General features: G+C 33.5%; 19 protein-coding genes. 6 read left to right on the forward strand and 13 right to left on the reverse strand.

All coding sequences use genetic code 11. The features are described 5' to 3' along the window. The first annotated feature begins 126 nt into the window (after positions 1–126). Both ppx and QQM35_RS01765 read left to right on the forward strand, forming a co-directional pair. Entirely contained in the window at positions 127–1,653 is a 1,527-nt protein-coding gene (gene ppx / locus QQM35_RS01760) for an exopolyphosphatase (RefSeq protein WP_251517473.1), read from the forward strand. 67 nt (positions 1,654–1,720) lie between these two features. Beyond that, positions 1,721–3,880: an RNA degradosome polyphosphate kinase gene (locus tag QQM35_RS01765; protein ID WP_251517471.1), complete on the forward strand. Its 2,160-nt coding sequence runs from the start codon at positions 1,721–1,723 to the stop codon at positions 3,878–3,880. 102 nt (positions 3,881–3,982) lie between these two features. On the opposite strand, the gene QQM35_RS01770 is transcribed toward QQM35_RS01765, so the two are convergent. Beyond that, the gene (locus tag QQM35_RS01770) at positions 3,983–4,324 is read right to left on the reverse strand and encodes a hypothetical protein (protein ID WP_342610454.1); all 342 of its coding nucleotides are present in this window, start codon (positions 4,322–4,324) and stop codon (positions 3,983–3,985) included. On the opposite strand from QQM35_RS01770, the gene QQM35_RS01775 reads away from it, so the two are divergent. Beyond that, complete coding sequence (locus QQM35_RS01775; RefSeq protein ID WP_285813492.1) at positions 4,325–4,606, forward strand: MerR family transcriptional regulator; 282 nt, start codon at positions 4,325–4,327, stop codon at positions 4,604–4,606. Positions 4,607–4,611: 5 nt separating this feature from the next. Here QQM35_RS01775 and QQM35_RS01780 read toward each other — a convergent pair whose 3' ends face one another. Continuing rightward, entirely contained in the window at positions 4,612–5,316 is a 705-nt protein-coding gene (locus QQM35_RS01780) for an SDR family oxidoreductase (RefSeq protein ID WP_251517463.1), read from the reverse strand. 165 nt (positions 5,317–5,481) lie between these two features. Here QQM35_RS01780 and QQM35_RS01785 point away from each other — a divergent pair, with 165 nt between their 5' ends. Continuing rightward, positions 5,482–5,751, forward strand: coding sequence for a DUF1413 domain-containing protein (locus tag QQM35_RS01785; protein ID WP_251517460.1), 270 nt, complete (start codon positions 5,482–5,484; stop codon positions 5,749–5,751). Positions 5,752–5,982: 231 nt separating this feature from the next. On the opposite strand, the gene QQM35_RS01790 is transcribed toward QQM35_RS01785, so the two are convergent. The 9 genes from QQM35_RS01790 to budA form a co-directional block, all read right to left on the reverse strand. Beyond that, positions 5,983–6,177: a hypothetical protein gene (locus tag QQM35_RS01790; protein ID WP_251517457.1), complete on the reverse strand. Its 195-nt coding sequence runs from the start codon at positions 6,175–6,177 to the stop codon at positions 5,983–5,985. A gap of 195 nt (positions 6,178–6,372) precedes the next feature. Next, a complete protein-coding gene (locus tag QQM35_RS01795; RefSeq protein WP_251517454.1) occupies positions 6,373–7,731 on the reverse strand; it encodes a gluconate:H+ symporter in 1,359 nt (452 codons plus the stop codon). A gap of 133 nt (positions 7,732–7,864) precedes the next feature. Beyond that, complete coding sequence (gene gntK, locus QQM35_RS01800) at positions 7,865–9,406, reverse strand: gluconokinase (protein WP_342610455.1); 1,542 nt, start codon at positions 9,404–9,406, stop codon at positions 7,865–7,867. Between the two features lie 32 nt (positions 9,407–9,438). Next, a complete protein-coding gene (locus tag QQM35_RS01805; protein WP_251517449.1) occupies positions 9,439–10,122 on the reverse strand; it encodes a GntR family transcriptional regulator in 684 nt (227 codons plus the stop codon). A gap of 296 nt (positions 10,123–10,418) precedes the next feature. Continuing rightward, complete coding sequence (locus tag QQM35_RS01810; RefSeq protein WP_251517446.1) at positions 10,419–11,141, reverse strand: MerR family transcriptional regulator; 723 nt, start codon at positions 11,139–11,141, stop codon at positions 10,419–10,421. Positions 11,142–11,262: 121 nt separating this feature from the next. Continuing rightward, positions 11,263–11,958, reverse strand: a complete 696-nt coding sequence (locus tag QQM35_RS01815; RefSeq protein ID WP_251942460.1) for a GTP pyrophosphokinase — start codon at positions 11,956–11,958, stop codon at positions 11,263–11,265. A gap of 165 nt (positions 11,959–12,123) precedes the next feature. Further along, positions 12,124–12,537, reverse strand: coding sequence for a DUF2188 domain-containing protein (locus tag QQM35_RS01820; RefSeq protein WP_251517441.1), 414 nt, complete (start codon positions 12,535–12,537; stop codon positions 12,124–12,126). A 150-nt stretch (positions 12,538–12,687) separates the two neighbouring features. Beyond that, positions 12,688–14,601 carry an FUSC family protein gene (locus QQM35_RS01825; RefSeq protein ID WP_418129016.1) on the reverse strand — a complete coding sequence of 638 codons (1,914 nt, stop codon included), beginning with the start codon at positions 14,599–14,601 and terminating at the stop codon, positions 12,688–12,690. Between the two features lie 313 nt (positions 14,602–14,914). Beyond that, on the reverse strand, positions 14,915–15,613 hold the full coding sequence (budA, locus tag QQM35_RS01830) for an acetolactate decarboxylase (RefSeq protein WP_342610456.1): 699 nt from the start codon (positions 15,611–15,613) through the stop codon (positions 14,915–14,917). 189 nt (positions 15,614–15,802) lie between these two features. Here budA and QQM35_RS01835 point away from each other — a divergent pair, with 189 nt between their 5' ends. Beyond that, the gene (locus QQM35_RS01835; RefSeq protein ID WP_251517435.1) at positions 15,803–16,129 is read left to right on the forward strand and encodes a hypothetical protein; all 327 of its coding nucleotides are present in this window, start codon (positions 15,803–15,805) and stop codon (positions 16,127–16,129) included. A 395-nt stretch (positions 16,130–16,524) separates the two neighbouring features. Here the strand turns inward: QQM35_RS01835 and QQM35_RS01840 are convergent, their stop codons facing one another. Then, a complete protein-coding gene (locus QQM35_RS01840; RefSeq protein ID WP_251517432.1) occupies positions 16,525–17,802 on the reverse strand; it encodes an MFS transporter in 1,278 nt (425 codons plus the stop codon). Positions 17,803–18,082: 280 nt separating this feature from the next. Between QQM35_RS01840 and QQM35_RS01845 the strand changes: the two genes are divergently transcribed. After that, positions 18,083–18,700, forward strand: coding sequence for a DedA family protein (locus QQM35_RS01845; RefSeq protein ID WP_251517429.1), 618 nt, complete (start codon positions 18,083–18,085; stop codon positions 18,698–18,700). A 199-nt stretch (positions 18,701–18,899) separates the two neighbouring features. On the opposite strand, the gene putP is transcribed toward QQM35_RS01845, so the two are convergent. After that, positions 18,900–20,438 carry a sodium/proline symporter PutP gene (putP, locus tag QQM35_RS01850; RefSeq protein ID WP_251517426.1) on the reverse strand — a complete coding sequence of 513 codons (1,539 nt, stop codon included), beginning with the start codon at positions 20,436–20,438 and terminating at the stop codon, positions 18,900–18,902. Positions 20,439–20,632 lie beyond the last annotated feature (194 nt).

The raw sequence follows: 20,632 nt of genomic DNA on the forward strand, positions 1-20,632 counted from the left end.
AATTTTTTGTGTTTATATCCTTTTATATTGCATACAAATCATTTTAAATCATGTAATATATACAATATAAAAGGGTAATAGATTTACGGTATGAACTTTATCCTCATAATTTTCTAGGAGGCAAAAATGGAACGTATAGGTTTAATCGATATTGGTTCGAATACAATTAGGCTTGTTATATTTGAATTTGATACTAAGTCAGGTTTAAATGAAATACTAAATATCAAAACACCAGCGCGACTTAGTCAATATTTAACAGAAGATCTTATGATGAATGAAGAAGGTATTGAAGTACTCACTAAAGCATTACGTAGCTTCAAAAAAGTTGCTAACAAATTTAATGTAAATGCATTACACCCTATTGCTACTGCCGCAATAAGACAATCTACAAACAGTAAAAAAATCATAGAACATATTAAAAAGGAATTAAAAATTGATATTACCATTGTTCCTGAAAAGGACGAAGCATTTTATGGATTTTATGCCATCACACATACAACAGATGTAGAGGATGGTGTATCTGTAGATATCGGTGGGGGCTCTACTGAAGTAACTTTATTCAGAGATAAAAATTTAATCGAAGCACACAGTTTTCCTTTTGGTGTCGTTACTTTAACAAAGAAATTCTTTGAAGGTAAAGATCACAATGATAAATCGGCTATCAAAGCGATGGAGAAATTTTTATCAAAACAATTTGATCAACTACCATGGTTGAAAAAACATAATATTTCATTAGTCGGTATCGGTGGATCAGCTCGAAATGTTGCACGTATTCATCAATCTGAACATTCTTACCCAATTGGTGGTGTTCATAACTATACGATGTCAGAAGACGATATTGATGAAGTATATTCAATAATTAGAAAAAGCTCACGTGATGACTTAAAAGACATTGATGGTTTGAGTAGAGATCGTGTAGACATTATCTTACCAGCTGTTGCAGTGTTTAAAGCTTTATTTGATAAAATCAGTGCAACACAGTTCACATTTTCACGTAAGGGATTACGCGAAGGTTATGTGATGAAGTTGTTAAGCGAACACTACCCTAAAGAATTCCAAAAGCAAAATATACGCAAAGATGCTCTATATCATCTAGCGAATGAATATGGGATTGAAGAAGAGAATGCTGAACAACGTGTGAAACTAGCACAATCGTTATTAAATCAATTGATAGACTTAAAGAAGATAGAGGTTTCTAAACAAGAAAAACAACTCTTTATCGACGGTGCTTTCTTATACTATTTAGGTAGCTTTATAGATTCTGATTCAAGTTCACCACATACGTATTATCTTATCGCAAATTCAATGATTGATGGTTTTAGACATGAAGAACGTGTTAAACTTGCATTGTTAGCTAGCTTTAAAAACAAGTCTTTATTAAAATTTTATAGTCATGAGACAAAATGGTTGCACGGCAAGGAACTTGAGAATGTACAATACTTAGGGGGTATCATTAAATTCGTTAATGCAATGAATATCTCTCATACAAACTCAGTTAAAGAGGTTAAACTTGAAAAAGAAGATAAACACTTTACATTATACGTAGAAAGTTCTGGTGAACCTATCGCAGAAGAATATCAAGCACAACGTCAGAAGAAACACATCGAAAAAATACTAAAAGCAGATCTTTCTATAATCTTTACAAAATCTTAATATTTATATGATAAGTTATATTTAGCAAATTATGTAATCAAGACTATAATGAGGTGTAAAAAGCGTTATGCAAAGTAATTTGGGAGAAAACAACTTAAATTTGCCACAGTATTATAACAATAGAGAACTCAGTTGGTTAGACTTTAACTTTCGTGTATTACAAGAAGCTAAAGATCAGAATAACCCTTTACTTGAACAATTAAACTTTGTATCTATTTTCAGCTCGAATTTAGATGAATTTTTCATGGTTCGTGTCGCTGGACTACAAGATCAAGTAAAAATGGGTTACGACAAGCCAGAGAACAAGGCTCAATTAACGCCTGGAGAGCAACTAGATCAAATTAAAATTAAAAATAGCAAATATGTAGATTTACAATACAAACGTTATAACGAATTAGTTGAAGAATTAAAAGATCACAACGTTGAAATCGTAAAACCAGAAGAACTACCGGAATCATTACTACAACAATTGGAAAAAGAATTCAAAACAAATATTTTACCAACTTTAACGCCATTAGGAATTGACGCTTACCATCCATTCCCAAAATTAAATAACAAAAGCTTAAATATCTTCGTAGATATCGATACAGAAGATGCGATTAATTCAGCTATCGTTCAAATACCCTCTTTAATCCCTCGTTTCTCAGCATTTAACGAAGGAGATAAACAATATATTGTAATGATTGAAGATGTCATTACATTCTTTATCAATCATTTATTCACTGGATTTGAAGTGTTAAATACTTTCACTTTCCGTATTACTAGAAACGCCGATTTAACAATACATGAAGATGGCGCAGAAGATCTATTAATCGAAATAGAACGTTTCTTAAAAGAACGTATGAGTGGTTCAGCAGTACGTTTAGAAGTTGATGGTCGACAAGCCACTTATGAAGACGTAGCTTGGATTATCAACCAATTAGATGTACATGATAACGACCTTTATTTCTTAGACGGTCCGTTAGATTTAACAATGTTATCAGATTTAGTTGGTCATTTATCAAACAAATTAAAACATTTAAAATACAACAAGTATGTGCCACAAATTCCTAGTTCATTAGGTAACAATGACGTATTTGATTTATCTTTAAAACGCGATATCTTCTTCCATCATCCATATGAATCATTCGAACCTATCGTTGATTTCATTCGTGAAGCGGCAGATGATCCAAACACAATCGCAATCAAACAAACGCTATACCGTGTAAGTAAAGATTCACCAATTATCAACAGCTTGAAAGAAGCTGCAGAAAAAGGTAAGCAAGTCACAGTACTTGTTGAACTTAAAGCACGTTTTGATGAAGAAAATAACGTACACTGGGCGAGAATGCTTGAAGATGCAGGTTGTCACGTAATCTATGGTATGACGCACTTAAAAACACATAGTAAGATTTCACTTGTTGTAAAACGTGTAAATAATAAGCTAACTTCATTCGTTCACTTAGGTACTGGAAATTACAATGATAAGACAGCAAAACTTTACACGGATATGGGTATCATTACAACAAACGAAGAAATCGCAGAAGATGCAATTAAATTCTTCAATTACTTAAGTGGTTATTCTATGAAACCGGAATACAACAAACTTATCGTAGCACCATTTGATATCCGTGATATCTTCTTAAAACGCATAGATACAGAAATCCAAGCACACAAAGAACACGGTAATGGTAAAATCATCATGAAGATGAATTCATTAACAGATAAGGAAATTATCTTGAAGTTATTTGAAGCATCTTGTGCCGGTGTTAAAGTACAGTTGATTATTCGTGGTATCTGTTGCTTAAAACCAGGTATCCCTGGTGTCAGTGAAAATATCGAAGTAGTAAGTATTGTTGGCCGCTTCCTAGAGCATTCACGTATTTATTACTTCCATAATAATGGAGATGAAAAGATTTATCTTTCATCTGCAGATGCGATGACGCGTAACATGATTAAACGTGTTGAAATCTTATTCCCTGTTGAGGATAGAGAAATTGCTAAACGTCTACTAGACTTTATGAACTTACAACTATCAGATAATCAAAAAGGACGCTATCAAGATAGTGAAGGAAACTATCATTATGTACAAAATGACTTGTCACCATTAGATTCTCAAGCATACTTAATGAAAGAATCTATAGATACAGGTCTTAAATTCAAAAAAGCTGTTTCTCAACCACAAAATGTACCGGTTGCCTCTAGAAATAGTTGGTTCTCAAAAATTCGAAACAGTTTTAGAAAATAATTAACTAAAATAGTTCTTTATTATATAAAAAGCGAGGTAGCAATTGTTAGATTGCTACCTCGCTTTTTTGTATTTGACGGCCTTTTATAAAAGAACTTAATCTTAAAATTGTTTGCTATGGGCAAATATTTGATCTATCTTGTCTTGACTATATTTGTTTGACAATGGCACGATTTCTCTTTTTTCATTAAAGAATTTACCTGATGTTTGTGATAAATCCGTATCAAGAACTAATTTCTTACCAACATCTGGATTTGGTTCTGAAAAGACTTTGAATATTAAAATTTTATAGCCAAACTTACCTATTTTGGATTTTGGAAGTAATAAATTCGAGTCGGACACATAGCCCGGATGGAACAGATTTGCTGTCACTGAAGTTCCTTGTAACTTTTGCGACAATGCTAATGTATAAAGGACTTTAGAAGAAAGTGCGTCTTTAATCATATTCTCCGTGACAATAATAATTATAGACAATATACTGAACAACACGTGAAATGGCTATTATTAGTTAAATATTTAAAAAACCTAGATATTACATTAAACCAAATCAGTGAAATTCAAAATTTATCAACCGACGAAAGCAAAATATTTATAAAACAATATCAACAAAAAATTCGTAAAAAAATCAATGAATTAAATGAAATTGATAACATTTTAACTGCAAAACTAGAGTATTTAGAACATGGTGATTTTAACATTACAGATGATATGAATTTATCTAAATAATTGTTTTAAACAGGTCTAACTGTAACTTCATTCACATTCACATGACTCGGTTGCATTAATGCGTAAATCGCAGCTTCTGCAATATCTTTTGGATCTAACTTTTTACGTCCGCCCCAATCGGAACCACCACTAAGCGGTGTATCAACCATACCTGGTGAGATACTAGTAGAACGCACACCTGTCTTAGCGAGCTCTTTCTCAAGACCTTGTGTAATTGAATGTACAGCTGCCTTTGTAGCACTATAAAGCGTACTTGTCTTTGTTACTTCAAATCCAGAAATTGAAGCAATATTAATGATATGTCCACTGGATTGGTTTAGGAATGTCGGTAAGACAGCATTTATACCATATAACGTACCTTTTACGTTAATATCTAACATATCATTCCAATCTTCAACCGCGCCTTCTCTAATAGCAGAGGAAAGCATTTTGCCAGCACTATTAACTAAAATATCAACTTGTCCATAAATTTCTTTGGCTTGGGCTACTAAATGTTCAACCTCCTCTTGTTTAGTCACATCAGCTATAACAGTAGTGACCTCTGCTTGTGATTGTTGTTTAATTTGTTGAGCAACTGAATCTAAACGTGTTTGATTACGCCCTGATAGTACAAGCTTAATCCCATGATTAGCAAATTCTTGTGCTATGCCAGCACCTATACCACTACTTGCACCTGTGATAATTGCAACTTGACCTTGTAATTGTTTCATTTCATTCATCCTTTCATCTCAAAATCTTAATTATAAACTCATTGTAACAATCACTGTAACGGTACTGCAGTCTTTGAGATTTAAACGGACTGTTCTAGTTCAAAATATTAAAACGTAAAATGGGTATATATGTAATATATACCGTGAGATTATAGGAGGTATCATATGGAATTCGAACAAAGAGTTGCCCAATTAAGAGAGACGATTGACAAGACAAGCTTTAATTTTAAATTTGAAGATTTATTTACTGAAGAAGAATGGACTAAAATGGAAATTGCACAACGTAAACGATTAGAAAAATCATTTAGATCATTTGTCTCTAAACATAATTATCTACGTATTCCTTACACATCGGAAGATAAAATACGTCTCAGCATTTTTAATATTGAATATAGTTATAACGAAGTTAAAGAAAACTTTAGTGCTTATGTTTAATATATTACATCGTAAAAGTAAAAAGAGCCCTGTGTAGATTGTATTACAACCTCACAGAGCTCTATTTTTGTTTAGGCATAAGAGCCTAAACGCACTAAGCGATACTTAAGGGCGCGGCATAAATCATGAAAGAGATTCATACTAGGGAGAAAAACATGCATGAGATGAGTGTTTTATGAAATAAATATGATAAAACTAACCCACCCCAATACTAACGATGGTTACAGTTTTTTAACTTATAACAAGTTGCTGTTGTTTTTCCAATCCATAGTTGTACAATTTCTCCGCATCTGAAAATGTTATATAGTCAATACATCTGTATCCATCTTTAATGTCATTAATAATACCTTGATTTACACCCGTATGTGTGTAAATTTCATAACTACTTTCTTCTGAAAAGATAACTTCTTCTATGACCTTTCTCATATAAGTCACTCCGTGTTTTCTTTAATCTTTATTACACTTTTATATTAACGCTTCATGATTGTTTTGAGAAGCTATTTGTGATTATTTTCACAAAATAGTCAATATTCATCTTAAACCTAGTAATCAAAACACTAACGATAAAAACCAAGATGTCAGCACCTCATCTTGGCCTAACATCTTGGTCTATCAATTTATTTAAACAAATATACTTAATAACAATATAAAGACAAGTCCTGAGACAGAAATAATTGTTTCAAGTAACGACCACGTTAAGAATGTTTCTTTTACGGTTAAACCGAAGTACTCTTTAAACATCCAAAATCCAGCATCATTAACATGAGATAATATAACACTACCAGCACCAATAGCAAGTACGACAAGTGCAACGTTGACATCAGAAGATTGCAGTAAGGGGACTACAATACCAGTGGAGGAAATCGCAGCAACAGTTGAAGAACCTAGTGCAATTCTAAGAACTGCTGCAACAATCCACGCTAATAGAATCGGTGACATCTCAGTACCTTCAAATAATTTAGATATTGTATCACCTACGCCCCCATCGATTAATACTTGTTTAAAGGTACCGCCACCACCAATAATCAAGATCATCATGCCAATTGGGTAAATCGCATTTGATACAGAATCCATGATTTCTGCATTGTTACGTCCTTGTTTGAATCCCATCGTATACATTGCTAGTAAGACTGCGATTAACATCGCCGTACCTGCAGTACCAATAAAGTAAATAAAACTTTCGATACCGTTCTTAGCTTCTTCATGTCCTGTAATCAATTGCACAATCGTAGCAATTAACATTAATACAATAGGTGAAATAGCTGTTAATATACTAATTCCAAAGCTTGGCATCTCAGCTTCAGTAAACTCTTTTTGCGCACCTAAAGCTGAAATATCTCCCTCACGACGATAAGCTGAAGGAATAATCTTTTCAGCCATTTTATTAAAAATTGGTCCAGCAATAATTGTTACCGGAATCGCAATAATCATCCCATAAAGTAATACTTGCCCTAGATTGGCTTTCAGTTCTTTCGCAATAACTACCGGCCCTGGATGTGGTGGTAAGAAACCATGTGTAACCGATAATGCTACGACCATAGGTAATCCAAGTTTGAGTTGTGAAACATTCGCACGCTTTGCAATTGTAAATACGAGTGGTATTAATAAGACTAATCCAACTTCAAAGAACAGTGCGATACCTACAATAAATGCAGCAATTAGCATGGCCCATTGTACATGCTTATGTCCAAACTTATTGATTAATGTATCAGCAATTCGTGTAGCACCGCCCCCATCTGCAAGTAATTTACCAAGTATGGCACCCAGTCCAAATATCAATGCGATATGGCCTAATGTGCTACCCATTCCTTTTTCAATCGTTTCAATAATTTTATCTAAAGGCATGCCCAATAAAATTGCAGTAACAATTGAAGTAATAATTAATGCTATAAATGTATTTAATTTCATAAATATGATGAGTGATAATAATAAAATAATCCCTATAACAACCGTAATTAACGGCCAAATTGTTTCAAACATACAGGTCTCCCCTTTCAAAGCAAATAATAAGTTGTATTTTAATAACAAACTTATTATGATAGCGCTTTCTTTTTATTTTAAAATTGCTATGGAAACGCAAGAATTACACGTTCTTGCGATTTCCACAGTTACTTTATGTTGATATATGATTTCTTTGGAAGTTTGAGATTTCATGATAGCTTTCATCTAACGATCGACTCAATTTAATAAATATTGAGACGAGTTGTTGATAAATACTCACATTATCTTGGTTAGGTTGATGTGCATTTGTCGTTCCTACCATGTCTTCAATAACAGAGAAATCATCAATCTCCCCAAGTGCTTTCATACCTAATACACACGCCCCTAGGCAAGAACTTTCGTAGCTCTCTGGAACAATTAAATCTGTATCGAAAATATCTGACATCATTTGACGCCAAACTTCACTTTTGGCAAATCCACCTGTCGCTTTAATTGTTGAAGGTGTTTCATTCATAACTTCTATCAGAGCTAAATATACGGTATAAAGATTGAATAATACACCTTCCAATGCTGCACGGATCATGTGTTCTTTTTTGTGTGATAAAGTTAAACCAAAGAATGAACCTCTCGCATCAGCGCTCCACAATGGGGCACGCTCTCCTGCTAGATAAGGGTGGAATAATAATCCATCTGCACCTGGTTTAACACGACTTGCTATACGTGTGAGCACATCATACGGATCAACACCTAAACGCTTAGCAGTTTCAACTTCGCTTGCTAACACTTCATCTCTAAGCCAGCGTAAAATGACGCCTCCATTGTTAACCGGTCCCCCTATGACATAGTGGTCTTCGGTTAATACATAACAGAAGATACACCCCTTATAGTCTGTGCGTGGCTTATCAATAACCGTTCTAATGGCACCTGAAGTCCCGATCGTTACGGCAACTTCGCCTTTTTTGAATGCATTCACACCTAAATTCGATAATACACCATCGCTCGCTCCAACTACGACAGGCGTATCTGCATCTATGCCCATTAAAGTAGCATAGCGTCGTTTCATCCCTTTTAAAATATGTGTCGTTGGTACGATTTCTGGTAATTGTGATTCCTTTATTCCTAATAAATCCAATACTTCTTTATCCCACGTCATTGACTCTAAATTATACATCCCCGTAGCTGAAGCCATTGATTGGTCAATGACATATTGTTCAAATAATTCATGGAAAATGTATGTTTTAATATCTGCAAACAACGCAGTTTGGTCGTAAATATTTTTTTGTTCATGTTTCAGCCAATATATTTTAGATAATGGAGACATCGGATGTATCGGTGTTCCAGTGCGTTGATAAATAGTTAAACCATCGTGTTCGTTTTTTAATTTTTCTGCATATCGAGCTGAACGATTATCCGCCCATGTAATGTTTTCCGTTAATCTTTGATGCTTGTCATCCATGGCAATGAGACTATGCATTTGTGCACTAAACGAAATGAGTTTCAAATCTTCTTTAGCTATTTTTGATTCACGCATGACATATTTTACTGTCATTAGCACAGCATCAAATAATTCATCGGGATTTTCCTCTGAAGTTTCAACATTTGGTGTGTTTAAAGTATATCCAATATTATGTTTCATAATAAATTGACCATTTTCATCGTAGAGCACTGACTTTGTACTCGTCGTCCCTATATCTACACCAATCATATATTTCATGGCGCGCCCTCCTCATTTTTATATGATTAAGTTCATTTACTTAACCAGAAACTATCAATATCATCGCCTACATCATCAAAGTTTAAATGAAATGCTTGTCGTAATTTTTCTGGATCTTGTTGTTCAACCGCTTCTATAAATACTGAATGATTATGATGAATTCGATCGAAATCTTTTGGGTCATGTTGCATTCTTTTTCTCATTGATAATAATATAAGTGCTTCCATTACTGGCTTTAAATTATTCCAAAATGACTTTAAATATTGATGACCTGAAGTTAATATAGTGACCTCATGAAATTTCATATCGTGTTGTGTAAATGACTCAGCATCTTCAAACTGTACGGATACTTTCATCATTTCCAATTGTTTTTTCAACTCTTTAACAATATATGAACGGTCTTGTTCTCCTATTCGATTAAACGCGAAAGACTCTAACATAATACGTAGATCATAGAGCTCTCTTTTTTCCTTTTCATCAAAACGTAAGACTTCTGCACCCATTCTTTCTAAATGAATAAGCTGGTCTTGCTTCAATAATTTAAAAGCATCACGCACCGGTGATCGGCTGACATTAAATTCCTTTGCGATTTGATTTTCAGTAAGTAAAGTTTCTGGAGTGATTTTGCCATCGACGATCATGAGTCGAATTTCGGCTGCTATTAATTCACCTTTCGAGCCATTCTCAAGCCATCTTTCGGGATATTCAAATTCCACTGATTCATCACCTCTTTAACGTTCGAAATACTTGTATACAAGTATGGTAATACAACTCACTATTTTATGCAAGCGCTTGCATTCGTTTGTTTTATGCACTTTTTAACATAAATCTTAAACATAGTTATTAATTATACAATATGAATTTCTGTTTCAAATTAGACAGTCATATGTTTTATTTCTGATAACTTGACCCCTAGCACTCTGCCCGACGTGTCAAAATACACATTTTATATTAAACAAAAAATGATTTCTATCTCCATAGGAAATAAAAATCATTTTTGAGTAATATCTTATTAATGTGTGCCCTCAACAACTGGAATACAGTGACTTTGAGTATGGCAGTGCGTACATGTCAATTGACGTGTACGCGGAGTATGTTTCGCACTCGCCCATTGTGTAAATGATGGTTTAAATATTTGCTGACAATGTGGACAAAGATATTTTAAATCTTTATAGATTATATTCGCCAAATACGTTGCACCGCCGAACAATAGTGGGAAAGTATATAATATTGGTTTCCATGTTTGTTTCAAAATACTTACTAACAGTGAGCTATATTGTAGTAACACTAACGGTATAAATCGCTTGCCAATACATTTTAATAAACGTGTTTCTGTTGCACTGTCATTCATTAGTTGATGTGTTTCGATTATTTTGGGTAACGGGGCTTCTACATCTTCACCAACATAGTGCTTAAATTTATGGATTTGCTTTAATGTTTCATGGATCTCGTCACGTTTTTGTTCTAATAGTCTTTCTTGTTGTGTGACAAGCGAACGCACAACTTTTAAACCATTATCATCATTCAATATCGCTTTGATGTCTTTTAAACCGAAATTTAAAGACTTCAAAATTATAATGATTTCTAATCTTTCTTTACTTATTTCATCAAAGATTCGACGTTGATCGTTTCCCTGTTGATTGGATTGTAACAACCCTTCTTTATCATAATACTGGACGGTCCTCACCGATACATTACACGACTTAGCAAGTTCCCCTGTCTGATATGTTGTCATTTTAATTACCTCCTTGAGGCTTAGTCTAGTAAATGACGTAACGTCACTATCAACCTTTTCTTTAAAGTTTTAGAAAATGCTTATTCATAAAGGGAACATAAACATATGAAATTAACTTACATTAGTTAGTGAATACTTCAGAATGAATACGTTGCATTTTATTTTCGATTGCGGTGATTTCTTCTGCACATTCGTGTAAATCAGTTTTATATTGTTCAGTATCGGTACTATTTTTATAACGAATCTTATGTTCTAAGCTCGCCCACATATCCATACCAATCGTACGTATTTGTATTTCTACTGGTACAATCTCTACTGCATTCGCTAAAAACACAGGTACTGTTACGACGATATGTAAACTGCGATAGCCATTGCCTTTTGGATTTTTAATATAGTCTTTACGTTTAAGCAGTTTCACGTCTTCTTGTTTAAGTAATAACGACTCAATCATATAAATATCATCAAGGTAATTACAAATAACTCTGATACCAGCGATATCTTGAATATGCTCTTTTGCCGCTTCAGTTGAAATGGGTAACCCTTTACGTTTTAATTTCTTCATTAAACTACGCATTTCCTTCACGCGACGTTCCATATGATGAATTGGATTATGTTTATACATTTGTTGGAAATGATCATCTAATATATCAAGTTTTGTACTAATTTCCTTTAATGCTGAAGAATATAGTTGTTCTAAAGAAACAAAACCGATCAATGATTCAAATGCCGCTTCAGAACTTGTAAATTCTCCAAAATTCTCTCTAAAGTCTGCCTTTAAGTCTTCAACATTTTGGGAATTATTTCGTTCGACATACATCTTTTGTGCCTCCATTTTTATACTAACCATTTATTATTATATCGAAATTAGTATTAAACATTAAATTATAACAGCCCAAAAGTCAGTAATCACACAAAAATCCACCTTAAGAACGATAAGTTGCTTAAGGTGGATCGGTAACAATTCAGCTCATATTGACCTATATTACTCGTCTTTTTTATGTTCAATAATCTCTGTCGATCTATTATCTACAGTATTTCTCGCACGTTTCATTGCATCTTCTTTTTTGTCGAAAGTCGCATAGGCTTGTTTAGCACCATCTGTTTTCACTTTCCAAACATCATCTTCAAAATACACATGTACGTCCTTATCATTCAATTCAGGGTTAGCATCTTCATCTTTATCATGTTGCGTTATTTTTTTATTCTTTAACTCTTCTTTTTCTTCTTTAGTAGCGTCTTTATACCATTGTTCCGCTTGTTTCGTCGCAATTGGAATCGCCTCTGATTCTTCATAACCATCTTTGAGCATGGCATTCGCAATATCTATCGCTTTTTTTCTCTCTAACTGATCTAAGTTTTTCAAACTTTGTGGATAGTCATTCATTGTCCAAGGCATGATGAATCCTCCTTCGTTTTAATATGTCTTTGATTGTTTACCCTTAAATCGATCTTTTCACCCAATGCGTTGTTTCACAATATAAAAGATGGACGTAAGCTACAGAACATTTCAAATAGCATGAAATGACTAACCTACATCCATCTTAAATTATCGTTCTTTAATACAGTTATTTTGTATGTTTTTTAATGTTGTTCGGATATATGTGTATTGAGGTAATGCGGGCACCTCTAAAGGTTTAATATGTGTACCTCTTTCAAAGTGTTTTGCAATATTTTCGAAGATGAGTAAATATCTTCCCATCGTTTCATCATCTACGAAATACCTTTTCTCATTACTTAATGCACGCGTATAAATAAAGCTCATTTCTTCCAAGGCATAAATACTTGGATAATAATATTGCAGTTCTTTCTTATCACTCGATAATTCACCATTAGCACTGTTATACATTTGAATCATGTTATTTAAGTGCACGCTGAGTTTCAACATTTCTTTTTTGTCTTCTTTTAAAGAATCATATTGATTACTAGAGAAAATATAATGAAACAATCGCGCTTCATGTCTCGTAACTTCGGCCAATGTTTTTGGAAGCATCAATGAGGATGTCTTACGTCCTATAAATAGTAAACAAACCACAGCAATAATAATTCCTGTAATCACATCTACTACCCTAGGTAATGCATTGAGTATCGTTAAATGCCCTGAGGCTAAACCGTTTAACAATAGTACTTGTAACGTGACAAATATCACGCCATATGAATAATTAGCACCAACAATCATTTCTGTAATACCTGCCGAAATCGCTAATAATAGAATAGCCACTGGTATAGGTGGATGTGCGAGTAAAATGAGGGATAGTATTAACACGCCGACAATCGTTCCGATACCTCTGGCGCCTGCTCGTTCGAAACTGTGTAAAGTGTGCGTACCAGTCAAAATCGTATGTGTACTTAAAGGCACCCAATACGCCTTGTCAAAATCAAATAGCAGTGCAATCATAATCGAAATTGCCATAATAACGATATAACGTAAAGTATTTCTAAAGACAATTGATTCTAAGTTTAAATTCATTAACAATCGATGGCCATATATTGGCATACGAATATCCACTTCATGGGCTAAACGTTCATCGGAAGCGTTCATAATTACATCTACTTTAAATATGTTATCCACTAAGTTTTTATATTCATCACCAACATCAATCGTTTGATTCCAACGATTATTGACTTGACCTTTAGCAAAAACAAGTTTAATCACAAAGTCTGTCATCTTTTTAATATCATTTGGAAGCGGTCTTGCACCACTTTCATTAAGCTCTAATAAGTCAGAATGTATCCCTTGTGCAGTATTATGTAGTAATAATAAACGTTGAAATCGAGGGGATGTCTTAAAGTTAGTAATGCTTGATGTCATCAATTGGTCATCTGAAGTTCTAAAGGTAGAAACTGCAAATTGTGAAGCTTTTGCGAATGCTTTAGGATCATCAAAGTTATAAACCAATTGTTTAATCATATTAAAGTCATTTTGCACAGCTTTCATTTCTGCAGATTCTCTTGAAAATAAAATGACTAAAGCGACAACAATCGTTGCTAATACACCACCTGTAAACATACAAGCACCTCTATATAATGCTTCTTCAGGTGCTACAGGGAAATTAGTCGGTAAACTATATGCGACGATGAAAAATATAGAAGATGGTCCCGGTATTTTAAAGGTACTAAAAATAAAATACGCTACAACAGATATGACTAATAAGAGTAACCCAAATATAATAGGTTGGTTAGCAGTAAGGGAGCCTAACGCCATTGCAGATGAAAGCCCTAAAGTACAAAATATTACAATACGTAATTTCGCTTGTGCAGTACCACCAAACACATAAATATGTGCCAAAGTTCCTGTTGCAATTAACAACCCTGTCATGAAATGTCCAACTAAATAACCTATTATTAGAGGGACAAACATTAACATACCTTGACGAAAGCCTTTCTTCACGTCGACTTTCATAGAATTAAATTCAAGTAGTGATTTAAAATAATGATTCAACGTCTCCCTACACCTCCTCATATTTAATAAATCATTGAATCACTCGCGTTTAAACATGTATATCAAGTGAATCACAGTTTTATGTAAACAGTAAAAAGTGAGGTCGGTATACAAACGCTGATGATGGTCTAATTCAATCATTGACGAATGTTGTCCAACCCCATTTATCAATTAGTTATTCCGAAAGTTCTTTCGTGTATCCACGAATTTTCATATTCTGAATTGAACGCCCTACTATTTTAACATTTTTCACTGTTTGAGCTATACCTTTTTCTAAAATTCAACAAAAGTTATAGTATTCATCTGGATACAATCATTCACTCAGTTACATGGGCTATTCAGCTTCCTTTATGTCCTCATTTACTGTTGAATAATCAATTTCTGTATCACGGAACGCTTGATTATCCACAGGGAAATGTTGTTCTAACGTTTCGATATCACTTATTTCAACAATCCCTTTATTTAATTCAAAATCTAACACATGTCCTCCAACTGTTCTTGCGTCATCGACAAAGTGTAAATGGAATCCACCTGCAGCAATGCCATGAAATAAATATGGCGCATAAAACCCAACAACTGTACCATCAACTTGCTCATATTTAAATTCTGGTTGACGTTTTGCGGATTCAATCAATTTCTCATATGGTGGATTTTGTTTTGGCATCATGCGTACATGCATCATTTCGAATTTACCTGTAATTTTCACTGCAATAAATGCATTTTGGGTTTTCGCTCTATCAACTACCTCATTGAGAATTGCTTCATCATCAGTAATATTGCGCACTTCAAATGATTTATCTACTTTAAACGGTGTAACCGCAGCGTATGGCGTAAGTTCACTTCCTTCTAAACGTTTAAACTCACCATATTCATTTGCATGGTAAGCGATACGATCTAATATAATAACCTCTCCATCAGAACCTGATAAAGTTCCGATACCTAAATCACCATGTTTCAAAATATCATCAATTGTGCTCGTTCCTTCCAATAAACCAGCCATCAACGTACCTAACGTACCATGTTGATATAACATTTCATCAACGCTCCTTACTATTGTTACGTTCTTATTTCTCTATTAGTGCAAACATTCCTTTATTTAAAATTATACATGTTTAAGTCAAGATACAATAGCTATGTGATTAATATGTACTTTAAATAATTAATATTTTTGATATTATCATGATGAATAGACTTCTATTATATCTTTCAAAGGAGTAGTTCAATGAATAATGAAGAGTTAGAATCAAAACTGTTATTGATTAAACAATCGATTGATGTATTACAAGAAGAGTTAGCTCCAAATTTAAAAACGAAAGACTTAGTATTACTACGTTATTGGTATTCAGTAGATGAAATTGAGCATTTAAATAAATATCTATTTGATTTAACAGCTAATGATAAAAAAGTAAGTAAAAAAGTGTTTAAAAAGAAACTTTGTGAGATAAGAGATTTACCTGAAATTCCTATGGAGCAAGTGTTTGACATTTTAGAAGGATATAAAAATAGTGGTCTTCATGTAAACGTAATTAATCACATATTAAGAAATTAAAAGTAATTTTGTTTAGTTAAATAGCTAATGTTCTGAAATACGAAATTATCTACGAATAATAAAAAATAAGTTGAGACATGTTATAATCTTTAACCATAAGGCACCTCGTTAATTAAGATTAATTGTGCTTATTAAATTATACGTAAGGGCCTTATTTTCAATGTATTTTAATGTAAAATTACATATAAATGTGAAGTTTTCAGCGAGACTCTTGAGGGAACTGGACAAGCTGAAGACTACAGGCTGAAGCTGTCCCCTAAGAAAGCGAGCCAACAATACGAAGTATTGTATAAAAAAGAAGCACTCAGATGAATTGAATTAAATCATCTGAGTGCTATTTTTCTGAGATTTATGTCCAAGACTCTTCACTATAATCATTAAGCAACACTTAAAATTTATAGTTTGTCCTTTTCAACGATTAGTGGTTTATCAGGTTGTACAAAGAACCACATTATAATCGCAAATATTACTGGAATAATTACAAGTTCTAATGTAACAATCCAACCTACAATATCTACTAAGAAACCTGCTAATAGGGGGCTGATTAACGCTCCAATATTCCCCCATAAGTTCATCCAACCTGACACAGAACCTGAGAAATTACGTCCTAAATCGGTAGCTGCTGCCCAGCTCATCCCTGTAGCAACACCAATACCACCTAAACAAAGAGATAACCAAATCACATTGACGACTAAATTATCCGATTGAATTGACATAAAGAGTGAGAAACAAAAGACTAAAAATCCAATAATAGCGATTGCAGCACGTGCCATGAAACGAGATTTTCCTTTTTGTAATACTTTATCTGAAATCGTTCCAGCAAGTAATATTAAAATGAACATCGCAATCCATGGTGCGCCAGCTGCCCATGCCATATCTGGATCACTTAATTTCACATGATATTGTTCCGTTAAATAAGTAGGTAACCAAATTAAAAATAGTGACACGACAAATTGAACTACGAAGTATTGTGCGGCTAATGCATAAAAACTAAATCTTGTTAAAAATATATTCCAAGGGGCTTTTGTTTTTTCTGTATTTAATACATCACGATTTTCCATAATGTATTTTCTTTCCGCTTCGTTAACCATTTTATGTTGCTCTGGTAAATCTTTTGAAATAATTACCCATAAAGCTGCAATGATTATTCCGATCAGACCAAAGATATAAAACACTGCTTGCCACCCAAACATATTAACGATTGAAATCGTTACTACAGGTGCTATAACCGGTCCAAAGTAAGAACCAGCTAATAAAACACTTGAAGCACGTCCCTTTTCGCCTTTTGCAAACCAGTATGAATTAAAGACTGCGTTTGAAGGATACATAGGCGCTTCACCTATACCAAATAAGAAACGGATAGCAAATAACAAACCGTGGTTTTTCACTACACCTGTTAATATCGTAAATGCACTCCACCAAACAAGCGCGATAGAAAGCATTTTTTTAGGCCCAAATTTCTCAGCCAATAATCCTGACGGGACTTGCATTAATGCATACCCCAATGAGAAAAATGAAGCCAACATTCCGAATTGCGTTTTATTTAAATTTAAGTCTTCCATCATAGGCCCTGCAATAATTGAAATATTAGAGCGATCCATATAAGCGATAACTCCGATAATAAAGAATGCTATTGCAAAATACCACCTGATTTTTGATTTTTTCTGTTCCATATGATTCTCGCTTTCTCTAAGAAGTTACTAGCCAACGATTGGCCAATATTATCTCTTGATATTACCACAAGGTGTAACCGATTACAATTCTTTTTTCTTTCTCTTTTGTCATGATAAGTATTCTTAAATTTACTATAATAACCAAAACTTTTATACTTTAAGTAAAGTACATACGAAAGTAGTAGAGATTTTTTGTGGATTATTCGCTAAATTAGACTATAATAAATACGAATGTCCAAAAATTATATTTTTTATTTTCAAAGGAGCTTATTTCAAAACAATGGAACACATATTAACTCAGTTTATAAATACATGGGGTTATGCGGCCATAGCGATATTAATTCTATTAGAAAATATCTTACCGTTTATACCTTCTGAAATTATACTTACACTTTCTGGCTTAATGTCAGTTAAATCAGACCTAGATATCGCAATGTTATTTATTATTTCAACAATTGCATCTCTTATAGGACTCATAACACTTTATTACATTAGTCGCCTAGTATCTGAAGAAAAGTTATATCGCTTTGTCGATAAATATGGTAAATGGATTAAATTAAGAGGTCGAGATGTAGAACGCGCAAACGATTGGTTTGATAAATATAGTGCAGTGGCAGTGTTTGTATGTCGTTTCATTCCTGTATTAAGAGTATTAATTACGATACCAGCTGGTATTAATAGAATGAACGTCGTTGCGTTTACGATTATTTCATTAATCGGTACAACGATTTGGAACTTTGGTCTCATTTTACTCGGCCGTGCATTAAGTGATAATTGGGATTTATTAATGAATAGCTTACACACATATTCTTACATTATGTACGTTATCATTGCTATCGTTGTCATTTATTTAATCGTGAAGTTTTATAAAAATAAAAACAAAAAACGCGTTCGTTAATTTATAATTGTAGCGTAACTGTGATCGTTAAATAATTTTTCCTTAACCGAAGACAACCAAGATGAATTATATATAAAAGTAGCCCATCAAAAGATTTAAATTCAAATCATTTTGATGGGCTTTATTCTATGCTAATTTCCCAGGTTATATATTTTGATGGTTAAACCAAAATTTTTTATCATATTTTTTCAAAAATACATTACTTATTGTTCACGAGTGCTTTAACTTCTCTCAAGTCACTTTCGACATCGATTTGAGGTTTTTTTGTGAATTTACTCACGACAATTGTCACGATTAAACTTGTTAAGAAACCTGGTACAATTTCGTATAAATTAAAGAAGTCATTCACTTTCCCTAAAGGTTTGGCTAATGTAATCCAAAGAATTACAACAATCGCACCAGAAATCATACCACTTACTGCACCTGTACGACTTAAGCCTTTCCAATAAAGTGATAACAACACGAGTGGTCCAAATGCTGCACCAAATCCTGCCCAAGCATTACCTACTAAGTTTAAGATTGTATCATTTGGTGACCATGCAATCATAATTGAAACAATGGCTACTACGATAACTGATAAACGACCAACTAATAAAAACTCTTTTTCATGTTCTTTAGCTTTATCTTCACCACGGATTAATTTATAAAAATCTTCTGTTAAAGAACTTGATGTTACCAACAATTGTGAAGAAATCGTACTCATAATCGCTGCTAAAATAGCTGCAAGTAAGAATCCACCTACTAATGGATGGAATAAAACTTGTCCCATTAAAATAAATAGCGTCTCTGGATCTTTCAACTGCACATGTCTTTCATCTACGTATGAAATTCCTACAAGTCCAACTGCAACTGCACCTAATAAACTGATAGCCATCCAGCCGATACCAAATCTTCTTGCCGTTGGTAATAGTTTCACTGACTTAATAGACATAAATCGTACGATAATATGCGGTTGACCAAAGTATCCAAGTCCCCATGCAAAGAATGAGATAATACCAACAATTGTTGTCCCCTTAAATAAATCTAAATTTGTTGGTTTTAATTCTGCTGCATGTGAAAATGTATCTAGCCCACTTAGTTGCATCATTACAACTAATGGTACCATGACCATAGCGATAATCATTACTACCCCTTGGAAGAAATCAGTGATAGATACAGCTAAATACCCGCCGAAAAATGTATACAATATAACAATTACAGATACTAATATTAATCCAAGGTGGTAATCTAAACCAAAGGCACTATCAAATAACTTACCACCAGATACCATTCCTGAGTGCGTATATAGCGTAAAGAATACAACAATAATACCACCAGAAATAATCTTGATAATGTTAGATCGATCATCTAGTCGGTTTCTAAAGAAATCTGGTAATGTAATGGCGTCTCCAGCTTTTTCTGTATATACACGAAGCCTAGGCGCTACAACGATATAGTTTATGTATGCACCAATCGTTAAACCGATTGCTAACCACGCTGCTGATAAACCTGTTGAATAGACCTCTCCTGGTAATCCCATGATCATCCAACCACTCATATCAGAAGCACCAGCTGACAATGCAGTTACGTAAGGCCCGATATTTCTACCTCCCAGCATATATTCACTAACATTCCCTGTAGATTGTTTATAAGCATAATAACCAATACCTAATAAAATAACAAAATACAGTGTCAGCATTATATATGTTTGCCAGTTTGTATTAACTTGACTTGATAAAGTCGCTCCCAATGTAAACATAAGTTATCCCCCTAATATTTATTTTTGTTACATGCATTAATTATACAAAATATTAGAGAAAATAAAAGGGTATTCTGAATATTTTTATAATAATTGTTATTTTTACATTGTAAAAAGCCTTAAATTCAACTATTTAAACCTAATATATTGCTTGTACATATATGAAATATTTTAACTTATAATAAATAATATTC

Origin of the sequence: Staphylococcus hsinchuensis (assembly GCF_038789205.1) — a bacterium.
Lineage (GTDB): Bacteria > Bacillota > Bacilli > Staphylococcales > Staphylococcaceae > Staphylococcus > Staphylococcus hsinchuensis.